Source organism: Bradyrhizobium sp. 22, assembly GCF_000482425.1.
GTDB classification, from domain to species: domain Bacteria; phylum Pseudomonadota; class Alphaproteobacteria; order Rhizobiales; family Xanthobacteraceae; genus Bradyrhizobium; species Bradyrhizobium japonicum_B.
The window spans coordinates 1490840-1517011 of sequence record NZ_KI519399.1; the positions used below are offsets into that span (position 1 = coordinate 1490840).

24 protein-coding genes and 1 tRNA gene are annotated in these 26172 nt (G+C 65.5%); 17 read left to right on the top strand and 8 right to left on the bottom strand.

Annotated features, from left to right (window positions below):
* Positions 1 to 71: 71 nt before the first annotated feature.
* From K410_RS0108420 to serA, 6 genes are all read left to right on the top strand, one after another.
* Positions 72 to 839, top strand: a complete 768-nt coding sequence (locus K410_RS0108420) for an outer membrane protein (protein ID WP_028134441.1) — start codon at positions 72 to 74, stop codon at positions 837 to 839.
* A 75-nt stretch (positions 840 to 914) separates the two neighbouring features.
* A complete protein-coding gene (locus K410_RS0108425) occupies positions 915 to 1505 on the top strand; it encodes a glutathione S-transferase family protein (RefSeq protein ID WP_028134442.1) in 591 nt (196 codons plus the stop codon).
* A 16-nt stretch (positions 1506 to 1521) separates the two neighbouring features.
* Entirely contained in the window at positions 1522 to 1980 is a 459-nt protein-coding gene (locus K410_RS0108430; RefSeq protein WP_028134443.1) for a GNAT family N-acetyltransferase, read from the top strand.
* Positions 1981 to 2152: 172 nt separating this feature from the next.
* Positions 2153 to 2344: a hypothetical protein gene (locus K410_RS0108435; RefSeq protein ID WP_245269340.1), complete on the top strand. Its 192-nt coding sequence runs from the start codon at positions 2153 to 2155 to the stop codon at positions 2342 to 2344.
* Between the two features lie 79 nt (positions 2345 to 2423).
* A complete protein-coding gene (locus K410_RS0108440) occupies positions 2424 to 3596 on the top strand; it encodes a phosphoserine transaminase (protein ID WP_028134445.1) in 1173 nt (390 codons plus the stop codon).
* 141 nt (positions 3597 to 3737) lie between these two features.
* Entirely contained in the window at positions 3738 to 5327 is a 1590-nt protein-coding gene (gene serA / locus K410_RS0108445) for a phosphoglycerate dehydrogenase (protein WP_028134446.1), read from the top strand.
* Between the two features lie 188 nt (positions 5328 to 5515).
* On the opposite strand, the gene K410_RS0108450 is transcribed toward serA, so the two are convergent.
* Positions 5516 to 6703 (bottom strand): hypothetical protein, encoded by a 1188-nt coding sequence (locus K410_RS0108450; RefSeq protein WP_028134447.1) that lies wholly within the window; start codon positions 6701 to 6703, stop codon positions 5516 to 5518.
* Between the two features lie 123 nt (positions 6704 to 6826).
* Here K410_RS0108450 and K410_RS0108455 point away from each other — a divergent pair, with 123 nt between their 5' ends.
* From K410_RS0108455 to K410_RS0108465, 3 genes are all read left to right on the top strand, one after another.
* Positions 6827 to 7744 carry a LysR family transcriptional regulator gene (locus tag K410_RS0108455; protein WP_349509793.1) on the top strand — a complete coding sequence of 306 codons (918 nt, stop codon included), beginning with the start codon at positions 6827 to 6829 and terminating at the stop codon, positions 7742 to 7744.
* Between the two features lie 205 nt (positions 7745 to 7949).
* Positions 7950 to 9122, top strand: coding sequence for a thiolase family protein (locus tag K410_RS0108460; protein ID WP_028134449.1), 1173 nt, complete (start codon positions 7950 to 7952; stop codon positions 9120 to 9122).
* A 208-nt stretch (positions 9123 to 9330) separates the two neighbouring features.
* The gene (locus tag K410_RS0108465) at positions 9331 to 11151 is read left to right on the top strand and encodes a methyl-accepting chemotaxis protein (RefSeq protein WP_028134450.1); all 1821 of its coding nucleotides are present in this window, start codon (positions 9331 to 9333) and stop codon (positions 11149 to 11151) included.
* 38 nt (positions 11152 to 11189) lie between these two features.
* Here K410_RS0108465 and K410_RS0108470 read toward each other — a convergent pair whose 3' ends face one another.
* Positions 11190 to 12170, bottom strand: a complete 981-nt coding sequence (locus K410_RS0108470; protein ID WP_028134451.1) for a LysR family transcriptional regulator — start codon at positions 12168 to 12170, stop codon at positions 11190 to 11192.
* 172 nt (positions 12171 to 12342) lie between these two features.
* On the opposite strand from K410_RS0108470, the gene K410_RS0108475 reads away from it, so the two are divergent.
* On the top strand, positions 12343 to 12822 hold the full coding sequence (locus K410_RS0108475) for a YybH family protein (protein ID WP_245269341.1): 480 nt from the start codon (positions 12343 to 12345) through the stop codon (positions 12820 to 12822).
* A 5-nt stretch (positions 12823 to 12827) separates the two neighbouring features.
* Here K410_RS0108475 and K410_RS0108480 read toward each other — a convergent pair whose 3' ends face one another.
* Positions 12828 to 16298 (bottom strand): PAS domain-containing sensor histidine kinase, encoded by a 3471-nt coding sequence (locus K410_RS0108480; protein WP_028134453.1) that lies wholly within the window; start codon positions 16296 to 16298, stop codon positions 12828 to 12830.
* Positions 16299 to 16970: 672 nt separating this feature from the next.
* Here K410_RS0108480 and K410_RS0108485 point away from each other — a divergent pair.
* The 4 genes from K410_RS0108485 (at position 16971) to K410_RS0108500 (ending at position 19340) form a co-directional block, all read left to right on the top strand.
* A complete protein-coding gene (locus K410_RS0108485; protein WP_028134454.1) occupies positions 16971 to 17405 on the top strand; it encodes a phasin in 435 nt (144 codons plus the stop codon).
* Between the two features lie 414 nt (positions 17406 to 17819).
* Positions 17820 to 17896: transfer RNA gene (locus tag K410_RS0108490), tRNA-His, on the top strand.
* A 247-nt stretch (positions 17897 to 18143) separates the two neighbouring features.
* Positions 18144 to 18854 (top strand): Xre family toxin-antitoxin system antitoxin, encoded by a 711-nt coding sequence (locus K410_RS0108495; protein ID WP_080672134.1) that lies wholly within the window; start codon positions 18144 to 18146, stop codon positions 18852 to 18854.
* Positions 18855 to 18863: 9 nt separating this feature from the next.
* Complete coding sequence (locus K410_RS0108500; RefSeq protein ID WP_028134456.1) at positions 18864 to 19340, top strand: RES family NAD+ phosphorylase; 477 nt, start codon at positions 18864 to 18866, stop codon at positions 19338 to 19340.
* Between the two features lie 56 nt (positions 19341 to 19396).
* Here the strand turns inward: K410_RS0108500 and K410_RS0108505 are convergent, their stop codons facing one another.
* The 5 genes from K410_RS0108505 to K410_RS0108525 form a co-directional block, all read right to left on the bottom strand.
* On the bottom strand, positions 19397 to 19801 hold the full coding sequence (locus K410_RS0108505; protein WP_028134457.1) for a nuclear transport factor 2 family protein: 405 nt from the start codon (positions 19799 to 19801) through the stop codon (positions 19397 to 19399).
* Positions 19802 to 20126: 325 nt separating this feature from the next.
* Complete coding sequence (locus K410_RS0108510; protein ID WP_028134458.1) at positions 20127 to 20855, bottom strand: class I SAM-dependent methyltransferase; 729 nt, start codon at positions 20853 to 20855, stop codon at positions 20127 to 20129.
* Between the two features lie 44 nt (positions 20856 to 20899).
* Positions 20900 to 21847, bottom strand: a complete 948-nt coding sequence (locus tag K410_RS0108515) for an AEC family transporter (RefSeq protein WP_028134459.1) — start codon at positions 21845 to 21847, stop codon at positions 20900 to 20902.
* Between the two features lie 6 nt (positions 21848 to 21853).
* Positions 21854 to 22777: an HpcH/HpaI aldolase/citrate lyase family protein gene (locus K410_RS0108520; RefSeq protein ID WP_028134460.1), complete on the bottom strand. Its 924-nt coding sequence runs from the start codon at positions 22775 to 22777 to the stop codon at positions 21854 to 21856.
* Between the two features lie 2 nt (positions 22778 to 22779).
* Entirely contained in the window at positions 22780 to 23946 is a 1167-nt protein-coding gene (locus K410_RS0108525) for a CaiB/BaiF CoA transferase family protein (protein ID WP_028134461.1), read from the bottom strand.
* Between the two features lie 439 nt (positions 23947 to 24385).
* Between K410_RS0108525 and K410_RS0108530 the strand changes: the two genes are divergently transcribed.
* The 3 genes from K410_RS0108530 to K410_RS36620 all read left to right on the top strand — a co-directional run.
* Positions 24386 to 24730 (top strand): hypothetical protein, encoded by a 345-nt coding sequence (locus K410_RS0108530; RefSeq protein WP_028134462.1) that lies wholly within the window; start codon positions 24386 to 24388, stop codon positions 24728 to 24730.
* Positions 24731 to 25084: 354 nt separating this feature from the next.
* Complete coding sequence (locus tag K410_RS0108535; protein WP_025032179.1) at positions 25085 to 25762, top strand: ParA family protein; 678 nt, start codon at positions 25085 to 25087, stop codon at positions 25760 to 25762.
* 249 nt (positions 25763 to 26011) lie between these two features.
* On the top strand, positions 26012 to 26172 hold a 161-nt coding region (locus K410_RS36620; protein ID WP_245269460.1), incomplete at its 3' end, for a DUF4372 domain-containing protein.

Consider the following 26172-nt stretch of genomic DNA (forward strand, 5'->3'; position numbering starts at 1 on the left):
CCGGCGCAACCATTGGTTAAGGTTAACGGGCGATGATCATCGCAACAGTTCGGGTTCGATGGAGCGTTGCGATGCGTGGGCTTTTGTTGGCGGCAGCGATCTTGGGGACGGTGTCTGCCGCGAACGCGGCCGATATGCCTGACCTGCCGATCCTGCGCGGCAGCTTCACCGACGGGCTGACCAATGTCCGGGCGAACTGGCAGGGCTACTACATCGGCGGCCAGGGCGAGTACGGCACGGTCACATCTAAGATCGACTCGAACATCAACAGCGACCTTCAGGCAACTTGGAGGCCGACCGGGAATTACCCCTGGTTGGGTCTCGCCAGCGCGCAAAGCAGCAGCGCCGGCTGGGGCGCCTTCGCCGGCTACAACGGACAATGGGACGATGTCGTTCTCAGCGTCGAGGCGAACTACATTCATGGCGGCTTCAAGTCGACGTCGAGATCGGTCGGCCAGAGATTCGACCCCACCACGGGCGCGCTGCTTGCCACCACCGATTCATCGGCGGTCGTCGGCATCTCCGATTTCGGCTCGTTGCGCATGCGCGCCGGCTACGCCTGGGGATGCTTCCTGCCCTACGCTTTCTTCGGTGGCGGCCTCGGCAGCCAGACTGTCGAGCGCACCGTCTCGGCATCGCCGGTACCGACGCTGCCGCCAGCGCCCACGTCGTTCGCAACCAAGACCAAGCTGGTCTACGGTTACTCCGCCGGCGCCGGTGTCGATGTCATGCTGGTCGGCGGACTGTTCGCCCGTGCCGAATATGAATACCAGCGCGTGACGTCCGACATCGAATCGAACATCCACTCCGTCCGCGCCGGCCTCGGCTACAAGTTCTGACACGAGCTCGCCGCGCCGCGGTTGACAGCTTCGCTCCGTCCTGATGCTCTGTCGCTTCACAACGGGGCGGCGGCGATGAAGGTCTACGGCGACAGCAATTCCGGAAACTGTCTGAAGGTGAAGTGGGTCTGCGATCATCTTGCATTGCCCTATCAGTGGATCGAGATCGACACGCGCAAGGGCGAGACGCGCACGCCGCAATTCCTCGAGATGAACAGCGCCGGCCAGGTGCCTACGGTCGCGTTCGACGACGGCCGCACGCTGGCGCAGTCCAACGCCATCATCCGCTATCTCGCCCGCGACAGCGCGCTCGTTCCGCGCGACGTCTTTACGGCCGCGAAGATGGACGAATGGCTGTTCTGGGAGCAGTACAGCCACGAGCCCTATATCGCGGTGTGCCGCTTCCTGCTCGTCTATCTCGGCAAGGACGCATCCGAGCTCGACCCCGAAAAGGTCAAGCGCGGCTATACGGCGCTCGACCGCATGGAGCGGCATCTGGCGGCCAGCCGCTTTTTCGCCGGCGAAGCGGTCTCGCTCGCCGACGTCTCGCTGCTCGCCTATACCCGCGTGGCGCACGAAGGCGGCTTCGACCTCGGCAAATATGCGTCGGTCCGCCGCTGGATCGGCGATGTCGAGGCGTTTCTCGGCCTTCCGCCGGCGCGCTGAGCTTGGAGTTGTCGACATGAGCAGCGTCTCCATTCGCAGCGCACGCCGCGACGACGTTCCCGCGATCGTGGCGATGCTGGCCGACGATCATCTCGGCCGCGCGCGGGAGCGCGTTGAGGATCCGTTGCCCGCCGCCTATTACGACGCGTTCGCGCGGGTCGAGTGCGATCCGAATCTTGCGCTCGTGGTGGCCGAGGCCGAGGGCAGGGTGGTCGGCTGCCTGCAACTCGCCATCCTGCCGGGCATCAGCTCGCAAGGCGGCAGCCGCGGCCTGCTCGAGGATGTGCGCGTTGCCACCGATTGTCGCAGCCGCGGCATCGGCGAGCAGTTGGTGCAATGGGCCGTGGCGCAAGCCAAGGCACGCGGCTGCAATCTGGTCGAATTGCTGACGCACGAGACGCGAGCCGACGCGCAGCGCTTCTACAAGCGGCTTGGATTCACGGCCAGTCACGTCGGTATGACCGTCCGCTTCTGAGGCGGCTCCGCGCGAGCGTTGCACGATCAGCAAATTCAGAGCGCGCATTCGTTCGTGTTAAGAGCCGGTAAACTACCCGCTGGTCGTTCACGTTGATGAAGGAACGAACGGTGCTAGGCAGCGTCAGAAACCGGGCTCGGTCGGTTCGGGGATTTCGATGACAAGCTATTCCATGATCAAGGTCGGCAACGCTTATGTCGTGCAGGCCAACGACAAATGCATTTTGAAGGTCGGCAGCCGCCGCCGCGCCGCGCAATTGATCAGCGAGGCCACGGACCTGCTGAATGCGCTCGCGGTCGTGGAATCCCCCGATATCGCACCGGACGCGCCTTCACTCCAGCGTGAGACGCCGGAACTTCCTTGACTGCCCAGCCCGATTCCCGTATCAGCCGCGGCGGGACACCTCCCCCCAACGGGAGGCTTACTATCTGGAAGGGTAGACGATGACTGTAGCGAAGCCCGCTTCGCGGCCGAACGTGCCGCATTTTTCCTCCGGCCCCTGTGCCAAGCGCCCCGGCTGGAACGCCCAAAATCTCAAGGACGCAGCGCTCGGCCGCTCGCATCGCGCGAAGGTCGGCAAGACCAAGCTCAAGCTCGCGATCGATCTGACGCGCGAAGTGCTCGAGGTGCCCGCCGATTACCGCATCGGCATCGTCCCGGCCTCGGATACCGGCGCGGTCGAGATGGCGCTGTGGTCGCTGCTCGGAGCAAGGCCCGTCACCACGCTCGCCTGGGAATCCTTCGGCGAAGGCTGGGTCAGCGACATCGTCAAGGAATTGAAGCTCAAGGACGTCACCAAGCTGAACGCACCCTATGGTGAGATCCCCGATCTCTCCAAGGTCGATCCCAGCAGCGACGTCGTCTTCACCTGGAACGGCACCACCTCCGGCGTACGCGTGCCGAACGCCGACTGGATCAGCGCGAGCCGCGAAGGCCTGACCATCTGCGACGCGACGTCCGCAGCCTTTGCCCAGCCGCTCGACTGGGCCAAGCTCGACGTCGTCACCTTCTCCTGGCAGAAGGCGCTCGGCGGCGAAGCCGCGCACGGCATGCTGATCCTGTCGCCCCGCGCGGTGGAGCGGCTCGAGACCTACAAGCCGGCCTGGCCGCTGCCGAAGATCTTCCGCATGACCAAGGGCGGCAAGATCAACGAGGGCATCTTCGTCGGCGAGACAATCAACACGCCGTCGATGCTCTGCGTCGAGGATTATCTCGATGCGCTGAACTGGGCCAAGTCGATCGGCGGCCTCAAGGCGCTGATCGCGCGTGCCGACGCCAACACCAAGGTGCTGGCCGACTGGAAGGCGAAGACGCCCTGGATCGACTTCCTGGCCAAGGACGCTTCGATCCGCTCCAACACTTCGGTGTGTCTCAAGTTCACCGATCCCGCGATCACCTCGCTGTCCGAGGACGCGCAAGCCGAGTTCTCCAAGAAGCTGGTTGCGCTGGTCGAGAAGGAAGGCGCCGGCTACGACTTCGCCTATTACCGCGATGCGCCCGCGGGCCTGCGCATCTGGTGCGGCGCCACCGTCGAAGCCAGGGACGTCGAGCTCTTGACGCAGTGGATCGACTGGGCCTTCGCCGAGACCAAGGCCACGCTCGCGAAGGCGGCGTAAGCAGGCTTCGCTCGTCGCGTTCTCTCTCATCTCGTCATGGCCGGGCTTGACCCGGCCATCCATCAATCAAGGCAGATGGATCCGCGGGTCAAGCCCGCGGATGACGTTCCGTAAATGCAGCTCGCACCACGGATCATTCCCATGACCAAACCCAAAGTTCTCATTTCCGACGCGCTCTCGCCCGCTGCCGTTCAGATCTTCAGGGATCGCGGCGTCGAGGTCGACTTCCAGCCCAATCTCGGCAAGGACAAGGACAAGCTCGCCGAGATCATCGGCAATTACGACGGCCTTGCGATCCGCTCGGCGACCAAGGCGACCGCCAAGATCCTGGAGAAGGCGACCAACCTCAAGGTGATCGGCCGCGCCGGCATCGGCGTCGACAACGTCGAGATCCCCGCCGCCACGGCCAAGGGCATCATCGTGATGAACACGCCGTTCGGCAATTCGATCACGACCGCCGAGCACGCCATCACCCTGATGCTGGCGCTCGCCCGCGAGATCCCGCAGGCCGATGCCTCGACCCAGGCCGGCAAGTGGGAGAAGAACCGCTTCATGGGCGTCGAGATCACCGGCAAGGTGCTGGGCGTCGTCGGCTGCGGCAATATCGGCTCGATCGTCGCCGACCGCGCGCTCGGCCTGCGCATGAAGGTGATCGCGTTCGACCCGTTCCTGTCGCCGGAGCGCGCCAAGGATATCGGCGTCGAGAAGGTCGAGCTCGACGACCTGCTCAAGCGCGCCGACTTCATCACGCTGCACACCCCGCTCACCGAAAAGACCAAGAACATCATCGATGCGGCCGCGATCGCCAAGATGAAGAAGGGCGTGCGCCTGATCAATTGCGCCCGCGGCGGTCTCGTCGACGAGCAGGCGGTGGTCGATGCGCTCAATGCCAAGCACATCGCCGGCGCCGCCTTCGACGTGTTCGTCGAGGAGCCCGCGACCAAGAGCGTGCTGTTCGGCCATCCCAACGTGATCTGCACGCCGCATCTCGGCGCCTCCACCACCGAGGCGCAGGAGAACGTCGCGCTCCAGGTCGCCGAGCAGATGTCGGACTACCTGCTCACCGGCGCGATCTCGAACGCCGTCAACTTCCCCTCGATCACCGCCGAAGAAGCCCCGAAGCTGAAGCCGTTCATCGCGCTCGCCGAGAAGCTCGGCTCGTTCGCCGGCCAGCTCACGGAAAGCGGCATCCTCAAGGTCGAGATCACCTACGAGGGCCATGTCGCCGAGATGAAGATCAAGGCGATCACCTCGGCCGTGCTGTCGGGCCTGCTGCGCCCGATGCTGGGCGAGGTCAACGTCGTGTCCGCGCCCGTCGTCGCCAAGGAGCGCGGCATGGTCGTCGACGAGATCGTCCGCGCCGCCCAGAGCGATTATGAGAGCCTGATCACCGTCACCGTCACCACCGAGCGGCAGGAGCGGTCGGTCTCGGGCACCGTCTATGCCGACGGCAAGCCGCGTCTCGTCGACATCAAGGGCATCCGGGTCGACGCCGAGTTCGGCAAGTCGATGATCTACGTGACCAATGAGGACAAGCCGGGCTTCATCGGCCGGTTCGCGAGCCTGCTCGGCGACGCCAAGCTCAACATCGCCACCTTCCATCTCGGCCGCGTCGCGCCCGGCAGCGATGCCATCGCCCTGGTCGAGGTCGACGGCGCGGTGCCGGCCGACCTGCTCGCCAAGGTGCAGGCGCTGCCGCAGGTCAAGCAGGCCAAGGCGCTGACGTTCTGAGTGCGGGAGATTCCACCGGACCCTGGTCGAGGTTCGAGGCTCATTGGTAGGATCGGTTCGGCTCCCTCATAGGGACCATCGCACTGAGCCGCCGCTGCCTTGACGAGAGACCTTTCTGCGCCGGCCGGGCGAACCTCCATCCGTTTGAGGTTCGCCCGGCGGCAATCGGTGGGTCTCTCGGTGGACCGTTAGTTCACGCGCGGCTTCGACGGATAGAACCGATCCTTCGCCTGAGCGGCATCGGCCTGCGGCATAGGCGGAAGCCTGGCTTCGCCGACCTTCGGCCGGGATGGCGGAGCGTTGGGGATCGGCCGTGCTTCGCCGAGGAAGACGCGGGCCGGCACTCGCTTGTCCGACGGATTGGCCGTGCCGGGCGTACCGGCGAAGCCGCCGCCGCCGGCGCCGGTGCAGTCGAGCGAGACCTGCTTCCATCCCGTCGACTGCCCGATCGGGTTGGTCTTGTCCTCGGCCATCGCCTGCACGCTCGTCGTCTTCGACACCGAGATCTTCTTGGTGAAGACCGCCTCGTACTTGCCCGGCGAAACGAACGAGGACCAGGCCTCCACGAACTGGCTCTGCATCGGCTCGTTGCCGACCTTGGTCCAGAGCTTGAACTTCACCCCGCCGGCCTTGCTGGTGGCGACGCGGACGCGGGCGTGGGTGATCTGGCACTTCGCCCCGGGATTGGGACTCGCGACATGGCCGGCAGAGGTCATGAAGCGGAGGTGGATGTCCCTGACGCCGAAGTTCGGCTCCTTGGCGGCGACGTCGTCGGCCTTGCCATGCTTGCCTTCGCATTTCACCGGCACGGCCACGTTGGCGCTGTGCTTGTGCGGCGCTCCCAGTCCGCCGGAAGGAAGTGGACCGACATCGTGGCTCGGTGTCAGGAACGAGGCGATCAGCTCGACGCCGACCGAACCGAAGGTGTTGTGGCTTTCGCGAATGCCCTTGCCTTGGCTGAGCATCTTGTTGCAGGTCGCAATGATCGCCTGCTTCTCTGCTGCCGTCATGAAGTCGGTCGAGCCTTCATAGGTGGCCGAGAAGTTCACCCCATCGTCGTGCTTCTTGTCGGGAGACACGTTGACGAAATACATGCCCTCGGGGTGGCCGAGTTGACGCACCTTGTAGTTCACGATCGGATACGACGGCGTCGTGATGAGGACCTTGATGGGCAGACTGATGGTGCTGCCCTCGATCTTGGTCCACGCGGTGCCATTCTCGGAAACGACCTTCAGGACGGTGGAACTGAAGCCGTTGCCGGCGATCGTGCCGCTGGCGCGGGACGCATGAGCGCCGGTGCTGCCGGCCGTCAACAGGAGGATCGAGGCCGCTGCAGTGCGCAGGAGCCATGGCGGGAGAGGGGTGGCAAAAGACATCGAAATTCTCCGTAAGGGTTTGAATGAACAATTGATTTTCACGAGCAGCGGTTCTTTGAGGCTGCACGAAGATTGGTCGTCGTTGTCACAAAATCAGTTTGCCGATATAATTTCACGAACATCATGAATGACATTCAGCTCAATCGAGTCGACCTCAACCTGCTTCCGGTGTTCGAGGCCGTGCTCGCCGAGGGGAACGTCGCCAGAGCTGCGGCGCGTCTGCATGTGACCCCGTCGGCGGTGAGCCATGGACTTGGCCGGCTCCGGCAGCAGTTCAACGACCCCTTGTTTCTCAAGACGCCGAAAGGCGTCGTTCCCACCGAGCGCGCTCTCCAACTCGCCGATGCCATTGCAGACGTCCTGGCACGTGCACGGCGGGTCGTAGCGACGGCAGAGCCGTTCGATCCGGCTTGCTCGCGGCGCCGCTCCACGGTCGGTGCGCCCGACGCGATCGCCGCCGTCATGATGCCTCGATTGCTGAAGGTCGTTCAGCAAGAGGCGCCCTTCATCGACATGGCATTGCGATACGCGCTGCGCGAACAAGCCTTCGCGGCGTTGGATGCGCGAACAGCCGACATCGCGGTGGTTCCGATCGACGACGTTCCAGCGCGCTATGTGTCCAAGATCGTTTTCGAAGACAGGTTCCAGATCGCCGTCCGTCGCGGCCATGCCTTCGCGGATGAACCGACGCTGCAACGCTTCTGCGAGATGCAGCACGTCATCGTCTCCTCCGCAGGCGATCCCCGCGGCTATGTCGACGATGTCCTTGCCAGCAGAGGGCTGTCCCGCCGCGTCGCGATGACCGTTCCGAGCTTCATGCTCTTGATGGCGGTTGTCGCTGAAACCGACCTGATCGCCGCCCTGCCGAAAGGGCTTCTCGATGTTCACGGTGCCCGCTTTGGCTTGCTCGGCATCGATTCACCGCTGCCGATGCGAAGCTTTCTGCTTCGTGCCATCGTCCCGAAGGTCGCGCTGATGGATGCCGGCATCGAATGGCTGTTCAACCTGCTGGACGGGCCATCTCCGCAGGTGTCGGTTTGAAGGTCGGCTTGCGAACTCTGCGCCTGTTTGGACTCGTCGAAGCTTCGAAGGCCGGCGGCACGCAGATATTCCGAGCTGCGGAACGGTCTAGGCTCCTGCTCGACTGCTTTTAAATTCCCGCACCCGCCAAACATTGTGTACCAATGGCGCCCAGAACGCCTCGTAACCACGCTCCGTTCAGAATCATTCGACCAGGGAGAAAACAATGCGTGAAGCCGTCATCGTTTCCTATGCGCGCACGGGCCTCGCGAAATCCGGCCGCGGCGGGTTCAACATCACGCCGCCGATGTCGCTGGCGGCCCACGCCATCAAGCACGCGGTCGACCGCGCCGGCGTCGACAAGGACTATGTCGAGGATTGCTATCTCGGCAATTGCGCCCATGGCGCGCCGAACATCGGCCGCCAGGCCGCGCTGCTCGCCGGCCTGCCGAAGACCACCGCCGGCGTCTCGGTCAACCGCTTCTGCTCCTCGGGACTGCAGACCATCGCGATGGCCGCCAACTCGATCCGCTCCGACGGTGCCGACTGCATCGTCGCCGGCGGGGTCGAGAGCATCTCGATTCCCGGCGGCGGCACGCCGAAGGAATCGGTCGATCCGGAACTGCTCAAGGTCGCCCCCGACATCTTCATGGCGATGATCGACACCGCCGACATCGTCGCCGAGCGCTACAAGCTCAGCCGCGAATACCAGGACGAGTTCTCGCTGGAATCGCAGCGCCGCATGGCCTCGGCGCAGCAGGCCGGCAAGTTCAAGGACGAGATCGTCCCGATGAAGACCAAGATGAAGGTGGTCGACAAGCAGACCAAGGCCGAGAGCATCGTCGACTACGTCGTCGACCGCGACGAGTGCAACCGCCCCGACACCACGATGGAGGGCCTTGCCAAGCTGGAGCCGGTGAAGGGCCCCGGCAAGTTCGTCACCGCCGGCAATGCCAGCCAGCTCTCGGACGGCGCCGCCGCCGTGGTGCTGATGGAAGCCAAGGACGCCGAGAAGCGCGGCCTCAAGCCGCTCGGCCGCTTCGTCGCCTGGGCCACCGCCGGCTGCGAGCCCGACGAGATGGGCATCGGCCCGGTGTTCGCGATCCCGAAGCTCTTGAAGCGCACCGGCCTCAAGATCGACGACATCGACCTGTGGGAGCTCAACGAGGCCTTCGCCAGCCAGTGTCTGTACTGCCGCGACCAGCTCGGCATCGATCCCGCCAAGTACAACGTCAACGGCGGCTCGATCGCGATCGGCCATCCCTTCGGCATGACCGGCGCCCGTCTCACCGGCCACCTCCTGCAGGAAGGCGCGCGTCGCAAGGCCAAGTGGGGCGTGGTGACGATGTGCATCGGCGGCGGCCAGGGCGGCGCCGGCCTGTTCGAGATCTATCACTGAGCGATCCGAAAGCCCTACGGCTTGAACATCGCCAACACGGCGCCGCAAGGCGCCGTGTTTCGTTTTCGGAACCTGCTTGTGCACTCAACCGGGCGCAAGGGCGAGTATTGCTGCGAATACACGTATTTGTACGTGCCCGCAGATTAACGGAAGATTTTACGCATTATCGCTTCATCGAGCGTATCGACCACCACCGGGTTCTCGTCAGATGCGGCGTCTCTCACTTCGTCTTACCCACAAGATCACCGCGATCGGCGTCATCGGCGTCGTCGGCGTCGTCCTGATCGGCGGCATCCACCTCTATGGCGAGCGCGCCATGGCGGTCTATCGCGACGCCGCCGAGGATGCGCGCACCGTGTTCGAGCTGAACAACAGGATTGCGGTCGAGCTGCTCGAGGCGCGCCGCGCCGAGAAGGATTTCCTGCTGCGCAGCGATCCGGCGAAGGCGCAGCGGCAGGTCGAGATCGGCCGGCAGGTGGCGCTCGACATCGAAACGCTGAGGGGCAAGGTCGCGGCCCTCGGCAAGCCCGAGCTGGCGCAAGAGATCGACGCGATGAACGCATCGCTGAAGACCTACCAGGCGCGCTTTTCCGTCGTGGTCGCGGAACGGCAGCGGCTCGGCCTCGACGAGAAGTCCGGCCTCGAAGGCCGTCTGCGCGCCTCCGTCCACGGCATCGAGAGCCAGGTCGACCAGCTCCAGAATTCGCAGCTCAAGGTGACCATGCTGATGATGCGCCGGCATGAGAAGGATTTCATGCTGCGCCGCGACGCCAGATACGGCGACGAGATGAAGAAACGTGCGTCCGAATTCGCGGCGGGTGTCGACGCGGCAGCCATTCCCGACGGCGCCAGGGCCGAGCTGCGCCAGAAGCTCGCCGACTATCAGCGCGACTTCACCGCCTGGATGGAGACCGCGCTGAAGCTCGCGGCCGAATTGAAGGCGATGTCCGAGGCCTTCGCGGCGGTCGAGCCCGTGATCGAGCAGGTCTCGACGTCGGTCGACCGCATCCGCGCCGAAGCCGATCGCCTGAACGAGGCCGAACGCACCGGCATCCAGTTCTGGATCGCGGTCGCGATCGCGCTGATCGCAACGACAGTGCTCGGCCTCGGCATCTTCATCGGCCGCTCGGTATCGAAGCCGCTGACCGCGATGCGCGCTGCGATGATCGAGCTTGCCAACGGCAATTTCGCCATCGTGCTTCCGGGGCTCGGCCGCGCCGACGAGATCGGCGAGATCGTCGAGACCGTCTCGTCGGCCGCCAACGAGCTCGAGGCGTCGGCGACGTCGCTGACCACGACCGCGAGCCGGTCGACCGAGCTTGCCACGCTGGTCGAGGCCGCCTCGGAAGAGGCCGCGACCAACGTGCAGTCGGTTGCGTCAGCCGCGGAGGAGCTCACCGCCTCGGTCAACGAGATCAGCCGCCAGGTGCAGGCCTCCGCGCGCATGGCCGATGAGGCCGTCAGCCAGGCCGGGCAGACCAACGATCGCGTCGGCGAATTGTCGAAGGCGGCCGCGCGGATCGGCGACGTGGTCGAGCTCATCAACGCCATCGCAGGCCAGACCAATCTGCTCGCGCTGAACGCCACCATCGAGGCCGCGCGCGCAGGCGAAGCCGGCCGCGGCTTTGCCGTGGTGGCCTCGGAAGTGAAGGCGCTGGCCGAGCAGACCGCGAAGGCGACCGGCGACATCGGCCGGCAGATCTCGAGCATTCAGACGGCGACGCAGGACTCGGTCGGCGCGATCAAGACCATCGGCGGCACCATCGAACGGCTGTCGGAAATCTCCTCCACCATCGCCGCCGCCGTGGAAGAGCAGGGCGCCGCGACCAGCGAGATCTCGCGCAACGTGCAGAATGCCGCAGCCGGCACCACGCAGGTGAGCGCCAACATCAGCAGTGTCAGGCAGGGCGCGACCGAGACCGGCTCGGCCTCCTCGCAGGTGCTCTCGGCGGCGCAGTCGCTGTCGAGCGACAGCAGCCGGCTGAAGATCGAGGTCAGCAGATTTCTGGAGACGGTCCGCGCGGCCTGAGGTTTCTTTGCATCGCCGGCCGGCTGCCCGCGCCGGCATCAGGCCGAGGCGCGACGCCTAGGTGCTGAACGCGCCGCTGAACTGATGCAGCGCGCCAGCGTCTCGAACAACCAAGCCACACCGGCATCTGCGATCGCGGCTTGCGAGGCGACGACGCGCACCGGATCCGGCGTCCACGGAAACGGCACGGGACGCATCACGAGGTCGAAGCGCGCGGCATGGCGTTCGACCAGATGGCGCGGCAAGGTCGCAATGAAATCACTCTCGGCGAGTTGCCCCAGCGCCATCATGAAATTGGGCACGGTCAGCGCCACGCGGCGGGAATGGCCGCGTTCGGCAAGCCTGACGTCGACGATGCCGAGCGCATCGCCGATCGCTGAAACCAGCAGATGCGGTGCCGCCAGATAGGCGGCAAGCGTGACCTTGCGGGCCATGCGGTGGCCCTTGCGCATGGCGACGACGAAGTCTTCCTCGAACAATAGTCGCTCGACGTATCGCGACGGCAGCGGACCTGTCGGAAGCACGGCGAGGTCGAGCCGGTGCGAATCGAGCTCCGACAGCGTGTCCTGCCAGACCTCGCTCGACGACTTGCCGTGACGTTGCGGCATCAATTGCAGCAGCCGGATGTCGATCCCCGGTGCTTCCCGGGCCAGGATTTCGAGGAGTGAGCCGAGAAAGACCGCGGCCAGCGCATCCGGTGCGCCGATCGTGAACGAACGCCTCGCCGTTCTTGCGTCAAAGGGTGCGGTCGCCGACACGATCGCGTCGAGGCGCGACAGGAGCTCGGCGACGGGACCGGCTAGCGCGAGCGCTCGCTCCGTCGGCTTCACGCCGCTCGGCGTTTTCAGGAACAAGGGGTCGTGGAAGATGCGCCGCAGCCGCCGCAGTCCGTGGCTCACTGCCGACGGCGTGAGATTGAGCCTGTTGGCCGCGCGCAGGACCTGGCGCTCCTCCAGCACGGTGCTGAACACCACGAGGAGGCTGACGTCAATTCGCGCAAGCTGAGCAGGATTCAGCATGGTCCTGACATCTTATCACTGGATTCATCACGGTCAAAGCAGCATCAGCGTCTTGTTCAACCTCATGAACCGTCAACACCGGAGCCCTCGTATGAAGAACGGTCAAGATCCGCATCGCGCAGCTGCCCCAGCAGCATTGTCCAGGCGTCACACGCTCGCGGGGATGGCGTGCATGCCGCTCGTCGTCGCCGAGGCCGCGACGGCCGACGACGTGATCGCAAAGCTGATTGCTCATACGCAGCAGTCAAACGCGGCGCTGATGCGCGGCGACGTTGCGGCCTACCGGCAGATGACCGCCATCACCGACGATTTCGTGCTGATGTCGCCGTTCGGCGGGGTGCCGTCAAAGGCTGCGGAGTACACGCCCGAAAGGTGGGAGCGGATGGGCCGGTTCTTCCGCAACGGCACGCACAGGCAGGAGGTGGTCCAGACCTATGGCTCGCAGGACATGGTCGTTCTGGCGCTGATCGAGCGGGACAGCGTCGAGGTCGGAGGGCTGCCCGCGCAGGAATGGGCCTTGCGCGTGACGCTCGTCTACCGGCGCATGGGAAGCGAATGGCACCTGGCGCACCGCCACGCCGATCCGCTCGCCAATGGCGTCAGCCTGCAGCAGGCGGCGGCGCTGGCGCGCGGTCTGCCCGCAAGCCAGTGAGCGCCTCACGCCTTCGCCGGCACCGGCGCGAACACCACCTCGATCAGCGTGCCGTGGCCCGCGCTCTTGATGTTGAAGCGGGCGCGGTTGGCTTCGACCAGGGCCTTGGTCAGCGACAGGTTCAGCGCCGCGCTGTCCGCGGCATCGCCCGGCGGCGGGGTGCGGAACGGCTCCATCGCCGCGGCGACCTCGCGCTCGGACAGGCCGTGGCCGGTGTCGCGGATGCGCAGCGCGATCTCGCCGCGGTCGGTCGTGGCGGTGGAGACGATGACCTGGCCGCCGGCGCTGGCGAGCCGGATCGAGTTCGAGATCAGGTTCATGGTGATCTGCCGCATCGCGCGCGCATCGGCCGTCACCTGCGGCAGCGCATGCGCGAGCGAGGTGCGGATGATGATGCGCTCGCGATTGGCCTGCGGCTGCATCACCGTGACGCAGGCTTCGACGAGGTCGTTGAGGTTGAGGTCGGCGAAGGTGAGGTCGAGCTTGCCGGTCTCGATCCGCGACAGCTCGAGCAGATCGTCGATGATGGCGATGACGCGCTCGCCGGAGGCGCGGATGTCCTTCATGTATTCGCCGTAGCGCTCGTTGCCGAGCGCGCCGAAGCGCTCCGAGATCATCACCTCGGCAAAGCCGATGATGGCGTTGAGCGGCGTGCGGATCTCGTGGCTGATCCGCGCCAGCATGTCGGCCTTGGCGTTGGCCGCGCTGTGGACGAGGCGGCGGGCCTGCGCCAGCTCGCTCTCGCCCGCCTTGCTCTGGGAGAGGTCGCGGAACACGGCGAAGAAGTTCGGACCGTCGGGCCGCGTGCGGCCCATGATCATCGCGAGCGGAATGACGCCGCCCTTCTTCTCGCGCCCCAGCACCTCGCGGCCGTGATCCAGCAGGCTCGCAATGTCCTGGCTCTTGAGGCTTTCGAGATAGTCGACGACGATCTGCTGGCTCTCGGGCGCGAACAGCGTCAGCAAATTCTGCTCCAGCAGCGCCGTGCCGTCATAGCCGAACAGCGCTTCGGCGCTGCGGTTGCAGGCGTGGATGTTGCCTTCGGCATCGAACATCACGATGCCTTCGGCCGTGGTGTCGAGGATCGCGGCGAGATCTTCCGCCTCGGCTTCGCCGACCGCGGGTTCGGGTTCGGCAGCGTAAGCGAACGGCTCCGGGACGATGGTCTCGGCGACGACCGTCTCTTCGACGACCGTCGCTGCGATGACAGGCTCGGCGACGGCGGCGGCCGGTTGCGGCAGCGCGCAGATCAGCGCATGCGCGCTCTCGCCGTCCCAGTCGATCGTGTGCAAATGCGCATTCGTGGTCGGAAGCGGCGTCTCGCCGTTGGCGACGGTAGCGCTGATCGTGACGGGCGTGCCGCCCTGCGAGGTGCTGCTCGCCGCAGACACGCCGGGCTCGACATAGAGCGCGTCCAGCCCGCCGGCATCCTCCAGCGCATGGGTGTCGGCATAGCCCATCCGCGCCAGGAACGCAGGGTTGGCGTAGAGCAGGCGGTCGAGCCGATAGATCAGGATGCCCGTCGGCAACAGGTCGAGCAGCGCGCGGTCGCGCGCGCTCATCCCGCGCGGCGGCGGCGCCGGCTCGGTCAGCCATTCGGCCGCAGCCTGCGGCGGCGTGGGCGCCGGCGGCTCGGTCGTGATCTCCGTCATAGGCGCGGATGCGTCCGCGATCGTCTCGCGCTCGCGCTCGAGCCGTTCGGACAATTGCCGGGCGAGCTCGTTGAACGCGCTGTTCTCGACCGGCGTCAGCGTCGGCGATCTCTGATCGCTGGCTGATCTGACATCGCCGGCCGGGCGGAACGGGACGACATTGGGCGGGGTTTCGACGGGCGTTTCCACTGGGATGTCCGGATCTTTGGGCGGTGAAGTCGCGTCGCTGCTGGGTTCGGGTCGTTCGGCTTCGGCTTCGGCTTCGGCGGTCGGCTCAGGTCCGGGCTCGATCGGCGGAGGCGGCACCTCCGCCACCGGCTCGGGCTCGTCCGCCGGCTCGGCGTCGGGCTCGACCACATCGGTGGCCGGGCCGTGCTGAGCCGGCGGCTCGCTGCGCAGCTCGAAGCGCCTGAGCGCATCGAGCCGGTTGAGCGCGTCGAGATCGCGGCAGACGCCAAAGCCCTTGAAGCCGGCGAAATTGCGCGCGGCATCGTAAGTCGGCAGGCCGGCGAGCTCGACCGGAAGCTGCGCGCCGCCGTCGGTCGGCCAGTTCACGGTGATGCCGGCCCAGGTGTCGTGGCTCGCCAACGCCTGCGCGACGCGCCCCTCTGGATCGAGCGACAACGCCTCGGCGATCTCGCGCCAGGGACGGCCGAAGCCGCCAGCCGTGTGCGCGCCGATCAGGCGGATGAACTCGTCGGAGAGCAGCACAAAGCAACCCTCTGCATCCGTCTGCCAGAGAAAGCGCAGCGGATGCTGACGCGGTGCGGGCGGCTGTTGGCCCGACGGCGGTTCGACCATGCCGGACGTGATCGGCGCGGCTTGCGGCGGCACGATGGCTTCCGGCGGGTTTTCAACCGGAGTCTTTGCCGCGATGTCGGCGGCCTGGCCGGCCAGCTCATGCGCCGGATCCCGCTCGGTCGGTTCGACCGCGCGCTCGACCGTCTCCTGCACGTCGGGCGCGATCGTCTCGGCTGCGGACGTCTCGGCCGGCTCGGCGAACGCATCGAACAAGGAGATTCCGGCCGAGACGTCCTGCGGCGATGGCGGCTCGCTCGGTGTGGTCGCAGCGGCTTGCGGCGCGGATTCAACCGGCGCCTCGCTCGCGCTATCTGCTTTGCTCTCAGGCACGGGCTCGGCCGGCATATGCCGGGCAGGCCCGGCCTGCGCGGCGGCCGCCGGCTCGATCAGCGCGACCAGGCCGATATCGGCGCCTCGGCCGACCCGTTGCAGCACCATCTGGCCGATCCCGATCGGCGTCTCGGCGCGGCCGTCGCGCAGCGCATCGCTGCGCGCCTTCTCGAGCCCGGCCTCGCCGAGATCGCGGAAGCCGAGCAGGGCGCGGGCGGCGTCGCTGGCGCCGACGAACAGGCCGTCGGGCGCGAACGCCGCCATCGGCATTTTCGCGCCTTCGACCAGGCGATGCAGCCGCTCGATCAGCGGCATGCCACGCAAGCTCGGATCCATCGCGGTGACGAGCACGGCATGGCTGCCGTCGGCAAAGTCGAGCCGGCTGCAGGCGCAGGTCATCAGCGTGCCGAGCCTTGCGCCGAAGCCGCGCAGCCGTTCGAGCCGCACGCTGCCGTTCGCCGGCAGCTGGCGCGCGAGCCGGGCGACCTGGCGGCGATGCGGGTCCGCCGGGCCGAACAGCTTGCCCGCCAGTGCCGCGCTATGCGCCGCACCGAACAGCCTTGCGCCGACCGGATTGGCCCACAGCACGCGCGCGCCGTCGATCGACCACAGCCAGGCCGGCAAAGCGGAGGTCGCATGCACGGCCAGCCGCGGATCGCCCACCCCTCGCAACTGGAAATCCGAACTCGTCATCCGACCGGCTTTTAGTCTCACGCTGGACGCTGGCGGCTGCCGAGAATGACAGCCTTAAGAAAAGGTTAGTATCGCCCGCGCCCGCGCGCAGGTCCACGGCTCGCCCCTCCGCCGGTATCCCAAAGCCGCGATAACCTTAGTCCCGCCACCCAAGCAAGCCGCCGGCCGAGTGCATCCAAGGGATTCGAGAGGGGGGGGGAGGAAGCCGAAGGCCGCGCGGCATCAATGCTGCCCATCCTCCCCTGGGGGAGGATCGGTTCGCATGGAGCAAAGCGCAATGCGAACCGAGGTGGGGTGACAGTCTTTCCACGCTGGCGGCGCCGGGTGGAGAGATCACCCCACCCCGGCTCACATCGCTGGCGCGCTGGGAGCCGACCCTCCCCCTCCAGGGGAGGGTAAGAACCCGGGCTCGCATCAACGCTCTCAACCCCCGGTTCCCCCTTGCCGGAACCTCGCCCTCCCCGAGATTAAATTATCGCAACGCACCCTCCTGACGCGTTGCGCTGCACAATATTGACATGATAGGGAGCCATAGTGCTGGGCGCTGGGCGAGCCATCTCATTCGTTTCGCGTTTCCAGTCTTCGTACCCGCTGAATGCGAGGGCCCGATGAGGGGCCGGCGGGCGCGCCAGAAGGCTCACTCCATTTTTTCAATTTGCGTGAGGGACAACCATGACAGGTGCGACTGATCCGTTTTCTGCCTCGATCATTCCGTTCGAGGTTCCCGAGCAGATGCGTGCGTTCGCCGAGAAGGGCGTGTCGCAGGCCCGCGAAAGCTACGCCAAGTTCAAGGACGCCGCCGAGACCCACAACGGCACCGTCGAGGCCGTGTTCACCTCGGCCTCCAAGGGCGCGAGCGAGTACACCGCCAAGCTGGTCGAGTTCATGAAGGCCAACAGCAACGCCCAGCTCGACTTCGCCCAGCAGCTGTTCGGCGCCAAGTCGCCGTCGGAAGCGCTGGAGCTGTGGACCGGCCACACCCGCAAGCAGTTCGAGACCCTGCAGTCCCAGGCCAAGGAGCTGGTCGAGCTGACCCAGCGCGTCGCCGCCGAGACCGCCGAGCCGATCAAGGCCTCGGCCTCCAAGTACATGCCGCCCGCCGCCTGAGCGGTCAGGCCGATGTGAGTTAGGAAAACCCGGGCCAAATGCCCGGGTTTTTTTCTTGCCTCTCCGGCCTCACATGCAGGTGTCCGAGAAGGTCGTCATGCCCGGGCTTGTCCCGGGCATCCACGTTCTTGAGGACTGCGTGGAAAGGCGTGGATGGCCGGGACAAGCCCGGCCATGACGATGTGGAAGCATGGGCGCCAATGGTCGGCGTCAGATGCGATGGTCTCCCGGAAGGGGAGCGCTATCTTCGATGGCCCCGCCGTCGCGCCCGATTTCCCGCACCACCGCGATTTCCGCCGGTTTTTCACCCCATTGCGGCCTTGCCAAACCGGGCCGTTGCACCTAGTTTCCGCCCCGTCCAGCCCCCTCGGCAATCAGCCTTTTCAGGCAGCCCAAGGCGCGGCTCGCCAGGATGCAGTTGTAGCTCAGTTGGTTAGAGCGCCTGTCTGTGGAACAGGAGGTCGGTGGTTCGAGCCCACCCAACTGTACCAATCATTTCCTGCTCAAAGCCCCGGTGGCCGACTCGGTCAGCCTCTACCTAGCTCACCTCGAATTTCGCGTGGCATCTTCAATCAGCGGGATTGCAAGATAGCTTTCGATGGGCCATGCGCCGAGCTTGATCCCACACGCGGGTCATCCATCCGCCGACTGGTGCTTTGAATGCACTCGGACGTGTGCTTGAATGCCAGTTGGCCTAACTTTTAAGGCATTTGGCACAAGCGTCCGGAAACGAGTTCGATGGCAAAGAATGCGCGTCGTCGCAAAGGGACCGGTTCATCCGCCCCGCACCGGCTTGGTGGTTCTGGCTCGCTGACCACCAAGCCGATGAAGGCGATCGCGGCGCCGGTCCTTACCGAGCGGCTCGACCACAAGAAGCCAACCCGCAAGTCTGCTCCCGAGACATCGCGGAAGCCTGCGGATCGAGAACACCTGTCCACCGCCGAGCCGGAGCAGACCTATCAAACTCCACCCGGCGCGGTTGTCGTGCGCGGGCATTTCGATGCGGTCACGGGGCTCTCGACAATCACCGATGCGCCGTCGCTCGGGCTCGGTGGAATCGCGGATCAACCGCAGGCCTCGGCCGAATTGTTCGATGTCGTGATCGACGGCAACAGTCTGTTTCGCATCGAACCCGCTGCGCTCAAGCGCCTTTCGAATTACAGCGACGACGAAATCCACGCCTTGGTCGTGCCGAAACGCACGCTGGCGCGGCGGCTGTCGGATGGCGAGCCGCTGACGGTCGAGGAGACCGACAAGGCGGTGAGGCTGGCCCGGGTCGACCGGCTCGCTGCAAAGGTGTTCGGCGATGCCGCGAAGGCGCACCGCTGGCTGCGCAAGCCGAAGAAGGCCCTGGGCGGGGAGACGCCACTCGCATTCCTCGCGACGGAAGCGGGCGCGCGCGTGGTCGAGGAGATGTTGCATCGGATCGACCATGGCATTCTTGCCTGAGGATTCGCCGTGCGGATCTGGCGGATCTCCAATTTCGACGATCTTTCCGTTATTGGCGGACTGAAGGCCGTTGGCCGTTGGCACGATCGCGGCCGGCACGTGGTCTACGCCGCGGATCATCCGGCTTCGGCGCTGCTCGAAGTGATGGTGCATCTGGAAATCGATGCAGAAGACTTACCGACGAGCTATCAACTGCTTGGTATTGACGTGCCTGATAACCTTGCTGTCGAAAAGGTGAGCTTGAGCGATATTGAGAGAGTATCACCGAATTGGGCCGGCGATCCCAGGGTGACGCGTGATGTGCTGAGGCCATGGTTTGACGAGGTGCGCACCGCCGTGGTGTCGGTGCCGTCCGTCATCGTGCCGTTCGCGCAGAACTATCTCATCAACCCGAGACACGTGGATGCGGCGCGCATCCGCGTGTCTCATGTCGGGCGTTATCCTCACGACGAGCGGCTGTTTGGGCTGCGAACGGGCAACGTTTGAGGTTGATTGGTTTCCTGTTGAACACGGGGACTGTGCACGAGTTTCCCCGTCGCCCCTCACCCAACCATCGCCTTGATCTGCGCCGTATCCGCAAACTCGATCAGCTCGACGATCTTGCCGTCCTGGAAGCTGAACAGGTCCAGGATCTCGGTGCCGACCGCCTTGCCGGTCGGGTGGTATCGCACGGTGACGCGGGAGTGGACGGCGACGCGATCGCCGTCAACGAGCTCGGCCAGAATCTCGCGGCCTTCGAAGCCGAAGCCTTTGGTGAACTGATGGAACGCTTCGCGCAGGGTCGCGTGGCCCTGCATTGTTCCGGTCAATTCGAGCGCGCTCTTGTTGCCCATCAGGGTGAACGCACCCTCGGGATGAAACGCCGACACCAGGCTGTCGGTGTCACCACCGTCGCGCGCGGCGTAGCCGGCCCTGATCAATGCGAGCATGTCTTCGCGGTTTGCCATCTGCCCCTCCCTGCAAGACGTATCGGGGCAGCTTAGCGACCTTTGCGTGCAAAGGCAAAACCGACTTGGACGACCCTGGACGACGGCGCGGGAGACGAGCGGGATCGTTCGTTTTCGTTCCGCGCTTTCGCCAGAAAACAGCGGCCGGACCCGGCGAACCTTTCCGGACCCTTGGGTGTTTGTAGCTGCGGCAGGATGAAGCAAGGGAGCTGAGACATGAACGGGCTTATCTATCTCGTCGGACTCGTCGTCGTGATCGGTGCGGTGCTGTCGTTCCTGGGCCTGCGCTGACGTAGACTGAGCTCCGCGATGTCGGTGGCTGCTTCTAACGCCGCGCCGCCACCAGCAGCATCATCGGCCGTTCCAGCTCCTGCTCGAGCGCCGGGTTGTCCCTGATCTGTTCCGCCGAGGGGGCGAATTCGTCGATGGCTTCGATGGTGAATCCGGCGCGCATCAGCGCGCCGAGCGTCGTGCCGATCCTGCGGTGATACTTCACCACGTCTTTCGCGAACCAATCGGTGCGCCTCTCGCCTTCGATCGCATAGCGATTGACGGGCCAGGTCTTGCGTCCGTCCTCATCCTCGATCCAGTGGGGATGCTCGGCGGCCATGAAAATCGGATGCTCGATCGAGAAGATGAGGTGGCTGCCCGGCGTGAGGGCGCGATGGATCATGCGCGTGAGCCGGTCGAAGTCGCGGATATAGTGGAAGGTCAGCGAGCTGAAGGCAAAATCGAAGGACGCTTCGGGAAGCTCGATCGTCTCGAGGTCCGCAATTTGGTAGGTGATCGCGGAATCGGCGGTGATCTGCCGCGCCCGGGCGATCATGCTCTCGGAGAGGTCGAGGCCCAGAACCGGCTTGGCGCCGTTCTCGCGCAGCCAGCGCGACACCCAGCCGAAGCCGCAGCCGAGATCAATCGCACGCCGGCCGGCGACGTGGGGAAACATGGCGCGCAACGCCGGCCATTCCGGTGCGCCGGCAAGGCCATGCACCTGGCGTGGAAGCTGGCTGTAGCCTGAAAAGAAATCGGGATTGTCGTAGATGTTCTGTGCCATGACACGCTCCGTCCATGGTGGTCTGCCACACGCATGCGGCCGAATTATTTCACGCCTCCTGCCACCACCCACACCACCACCGGCAACGTCATCGCCGCCAGCAGCGTGCCCAGCGCCACTGCGCCCGACACCGGGTTCACCAGCCGCTGATACTGCACCGCGAAGATGTAGGCATTCGCGCCGGTCGGCATCGCCGCGAACAGCACGACGACGCCGGCGGCGATCGGCGGCAGGTCGAGCAGTCTGGCCAGAACGAACGCCGCGGCCGGCATGGCGGCGAGCTTCAGCGCGCACATCACCAGGATGCTCAGCTTCTCGCCTCTCACCTCGAAGCGGAACAGGTTGATGCCGAGCGCGATCAGCGCGGTCGGCGAGCCCGCTTGCGCGAGCAGCTCGATCGTCCTGTCGACGACGGAGGTGAGGCCGAGCCCGGCAAGGCGCCAGACCACGCCGAAGCCGATCGCCAGCATCAAGGGGTTGCGGGCGAGGTCGGCGAGCACGGGGCGGATCACCGAGAGCGGCGAGCCGGTGCGCTTGCGGCTGACCAGCTCCATCTGCAGGATGCCGCAGAGCCAGAGCAGCGGCGTGTTCACCGACAGGATCAGCGCCATCGGCCCCGCGGCCTCGTTGCCGAGCGCGGAGAGCACCAGCGGAATGCCGAGCATCACGATGTTGCCGTAGACCGAGCCGATTGCGAACACGACGCCGTCCTCGCGGTCCTCACGCCGCGCGCGGATGAGGGCGGAGATCAGAAGCGCCGCGACCCAGGTCAGGGCGAGCGCGCCGTAATAGGCGCCCCACATCCGGTAGGGGCTGACGTCGGGGAATTCCGAGACGACGATGGTGCGGAACAGCAGGGCGGGGATTGCGATGCTGAAGGCGAATTCGCTGATGCCCTTGTGCGCGCTATGCGAGACGAAGCGAAACAGCACCGCGGCATAGCCGGCGGCGATCAGCGCAAACACCGGCGCGACGATCAGCAGCGTGGCCATGCGCGCTTATGACCCCAGCGCGATGATCCGGCGCGCCATGCGCACATTGGCATAGTCGATCATCTTGCCATCCAGCGTCACCGCGCCCTGGCCGTTTGCCTCCGCCTGCTCCATGGCTTCGACGATCCGCCTCGCCTGACTCAGCTCCGCGGCCGAGGGCGTGAACGCGCGCAGCGTCGGCCCGATCTGGTCGGGGTGAATGACCTGCTTGCCGTCGAACCCCATCACTGCTGCCTTCTGCGCGCTGCTCTCAGTCAGCCTCGCATCGCGGAACGCGCCGCAGGGGCCGTCGATGGCCTGAAGGCCGAACGCACGGGCGGCCACCAGCAGGCGCATCATGGGATAGGCGAACAGGTCGAGCGGCGCTGTGGCATAGCCGCTCTGCGCCGATCCGACATGGCGGTAGCCGTCCGGCGACACGCCGATGTCGGAGGTGCGGGCGCCGATCGACGCCGCGAAATCGCCGACGCCGAGATGCAGCGCGGCGACGCTGTCGTGGCAGGCGGCGAGCGCGTCGACATTGACGAGGCCGAGCGCGGTCTCGATCAGCAATTCCAGCGCAACAGGCGCGGCGCGATCCGGCGCGGCCGCGCGCAAGCGATCGGCAATCGAGACGATGTCGCTCGGGCGCTCCGCCTTCGGCACGATCAAGGCATCCAGCCGCGGCAGCGCCGCCAGCGCGCGGATTTCCTCGCCGATGAACGGGCTGTCGACCGCGTTGATCCTGACCGTGACGCGCTTGTTGCCCCAGTCGAGCGCGGCGAGGGATTGCACGGCCTCGCCAAGGGCAAGGCTCTTCTCGGACGGCGGCACCGCGTCCTCGAGATCCATGAACACCGCATCCGCCATCGAGGCTGCAGCCTTGGCGACAAGACGGGCGCGATGCGCGGGGACGGCGAGGTAGGCCCGCGTGGGCCCTTGCTGTGCCATCGTCACGGCTCCTTCGCCAGGCCGAGTTCACTGATGATGGCCGCGTTGTGCTGCCCCACCTCCGGCACCGGATCCATCCGCGGCTTGAGCCCGGGAATGGTCAGCGCGGGCAGGAAGCTCATCACCGGCCCGCACGGCGATCCCACGCTTTGCACGCGCGAGCGCGCATGCAGTTGTTCATGCTTCAGGAAGGCCTCGACCGAGTTCAGATGCGCGTTGGCGACCCCGGCCTCGTCCAGCAGCCGCAGCACCGCCTCGCCGGTCATCGCGGCAAAGCGCTGCTCGATATGCGCCTGCAGCGCGTCGCGGTTCTGCATGCGCAGCGGATTGGTGCGGAAGCGCGGGTCGTCGGCGAAATCGGCATCGTTGAGCACGATGCGGCACAGCGAGCGCCATTCCCGGTCGTTCTGGATGCCGAAGAAGACGGTCGTGCCGTCGCCGACCCGGAACGGGCCGTAGGGCGCGATCGTGGCGTGCCGGGCACCGGTGCGTGGCAGCGGCCGGCCGGTGCTGTGCGTGTAGAACGCGGGATAGCTCATCCAGTCCGTGATGGAATCGAACAGCGAGGCCTGGAACGCCGTGCCCTTGCCGGTCCGCTCGCGGCGGTACAGCGCCATCAGCACGCCGTTGAGGATGTACATGCCGGTGGCGATATCGACCACGGACAGCCCGACCTTGGCCGGCTCCGCCTCGGTGCCGTTGATGGCGAGCACGCCGGCCTCGCACTGGACCAGGAGGTCATAGGCTTTCTTGTCGCTGTAGGGGCCACCGGGGCCATAGCCCGAGACGTCGCAGGCGATGATGCGCGGATGTTTTTGGAGCAGCGATGCCGCATCGAGGCCGAGCCGCTCCGCCGCGCCCGGCGCGAGGTTCTGGATGAACACGTCGGCCTGCGGCAGCAGGGCGTCGAGCACCTTGCGGCCGGCCTCGCTTTTGATGTCGACGGCAAGGCTTTCCTTGGAGCGGTTGGTCCAGACGAACTGGCTCGACATGCCGTTCATCACGTGGTCGTAATCCCGGCAGAAATCCCCGGCGCCCGGCCGCTCGATCTTGATCACCCGCGCGCCCCAATCCGCGAGGTGACGGCTCGCCAGCGGCGCGGCGATCGCCTGCTCCAGCGAGACCACCGTGACGCCCGACAGCGGCAGCTCCGCTTCGTTCCCTTCCATGCAACCTTCTCCTCGCGTGCGCTTTTCGACCGGCGCAGGAGACAAGCCGGCCACCCCACGCGCATCTTGTTGGTGGCGACATGATGCCCCTGTTTTGCCCGACAAGTCAAACAGGGTTTCGCTTAATCCTAAAAAATGCCGAGCAATTACCGTGACTTGGCTACTGTGCATGGGGTTGTTTTTGCAGTTTTTGTGGGAGGAGGCCGGCTTTCCCCGCGCGCAACTGTCATCCTCCACGAAAGCGGGGGATCCAGCACGCCGCAGCTTCTCGGGGAACGTCCGGCGTCTCTGGATACTGGGTCACCCGCCTTCGCGGGTGACGACAGCGCTGGAGATGCTGTTGCCGAGACCGCACAGCTTGCGGCTTTCGCATCTCCCTCCGTTGCCAACGAACAGCGGTTCACCCACTATCCGCGCGACTCGACATGTGGGGGATTCGATGCCGGCGCTTCACTTCAAGACATCCATGGTTGCTGCAACCCTCGCCATGGCCCTCGCCGCGCTGGTCCAGCCCGGTGCCGGCTTCGCCTACACCCAGGAGGAGCAGCAGGCCTGCACGCCGGATGCGATGCGGCTGTGCAGCGAGTTCGTTCCGAACGTCGATGCCATCACCACCTGCATGATCAGGAAGAAGGCGCAGCTCTCGCCGCAATGCCGGGTGTTCTTCCGTCCCGGACCCGAGCCGGGCGAGCACCGCGCCGGCAAGCCGACCAACATCGCGCCCAAATCCGCCAAGAAGAGCACCAAGCCGGCGGCCAAGAAGAAGAAGACCAGCGACGGCTGAGGACGCCGCGGCCGTTCCTGTTTCGAAACCTCGTAAGGTAACGGACTCCTTTTGTTCGCGCAGGCCGGCGCGGGACTTGCGGCATTGACGAAAAGGGCGCGACGGAAAAGAGTCGCAGGCGGATATGCGCGGCGAGGTTGCATTCCGCTTTGATGCCGAGTGAATGCTCAAAAAACGCACACAACGCCGCGTCTGACGGCAGCTCGTGTCGCGCCTCGCACGTCGCAGTGTGACTCAAAAGCCAGCACGCCTTGTTATTTCATGACCGCAGCGCAACTCCCGATAAATTTATCTTTCACGAATCAGCGCGGTGATTCATTTTCGCGGCCTGGGGTCAATCTGGAGGCCGAAGGTATGAACGTTATTGTTTTTGCATCGCGTAAAGGCGGCTCGGGCAAGAGTACCCTCGCCGCACATCTTGCCGCACAGATCAAGGCGAGCAAGCAGGTCATGCTCGTGGACGCGGACCCGCAGGGCTCGCTGACGCTGTGGCACAAGCTGCGCGGCACCAACGAACCGCCGATCAAGGCGGCCGTGAACTCCGTCAGCGGCATCGTCTCCGCTGCCAAGCGCGACGGTTATGAATGGGTGTTGATCGACACGCCGCCGAACCTCTCGGCCGTGGTCGACGACGCGATCAAGAACGCCACCATGGTGGTGATTCCCGCCCGTCCCGGCGTGTTCGACGTCAACGCGGTGCAGGAGACCATCCAGATGTGCCGCGCCGCGCGCAAGCCCTATGCGGTCGTGCTCAACGGTGCGCCGGCCAAGCGCGACGAAGCCGAGAGCCCGATTGTCACCATCGCCCGCGAAGCCCTGGCGAAATTCCGTGCGCCGGTGTGGGGCGGCCAGATCACCAACCGTTCGGATCTGCTGATGGCGCTGAGCCACGGCGAGGGCGCGCGGGAGTATCAGGCCGAGAGCCGTGCGGCCCAGGAAATCGCAAGGCTGTGGGCGGCGATCGAGCGTTCAGTGAAGGCCATTCGCGGCACGGCGTCGGCGTCCGGCGCAATGCACAAGCAGGCAGCGTAATTTTTTCATAAATCATTCCCCGGACGAAAAACGCGCGGTGTCCGCGCGTTTTGCGTTTCTGGATGATGGTCCGTCATGCCCGGGCTTGTCCCGGGCATCCACGTTCTCGCCGTCATGTAGAAGTTCGTGGATGGCCGGGACAAGCCCACGGCTGTCCGGTTTAATTTTCGTAGACAGGGCGCATGGCGTGGATTCTTCTGCGGTCTTGAGCATCGCCAAATGTTCGAGACACGCCAGGAGAGTCCCGCCATGCGCCACCACAATACAGTATTTCACGGCATTCTGAACTTGGTGCCGTGGGGTGTTCTGGATCGGCTTGTGGACAGGTACCAGGCCAACAAGCGGGTGCGGCGGCTCAGCACACAGGATCAGTTTGTTGCGATGCTGTACGCGCAGCTTTCGGACGCCCA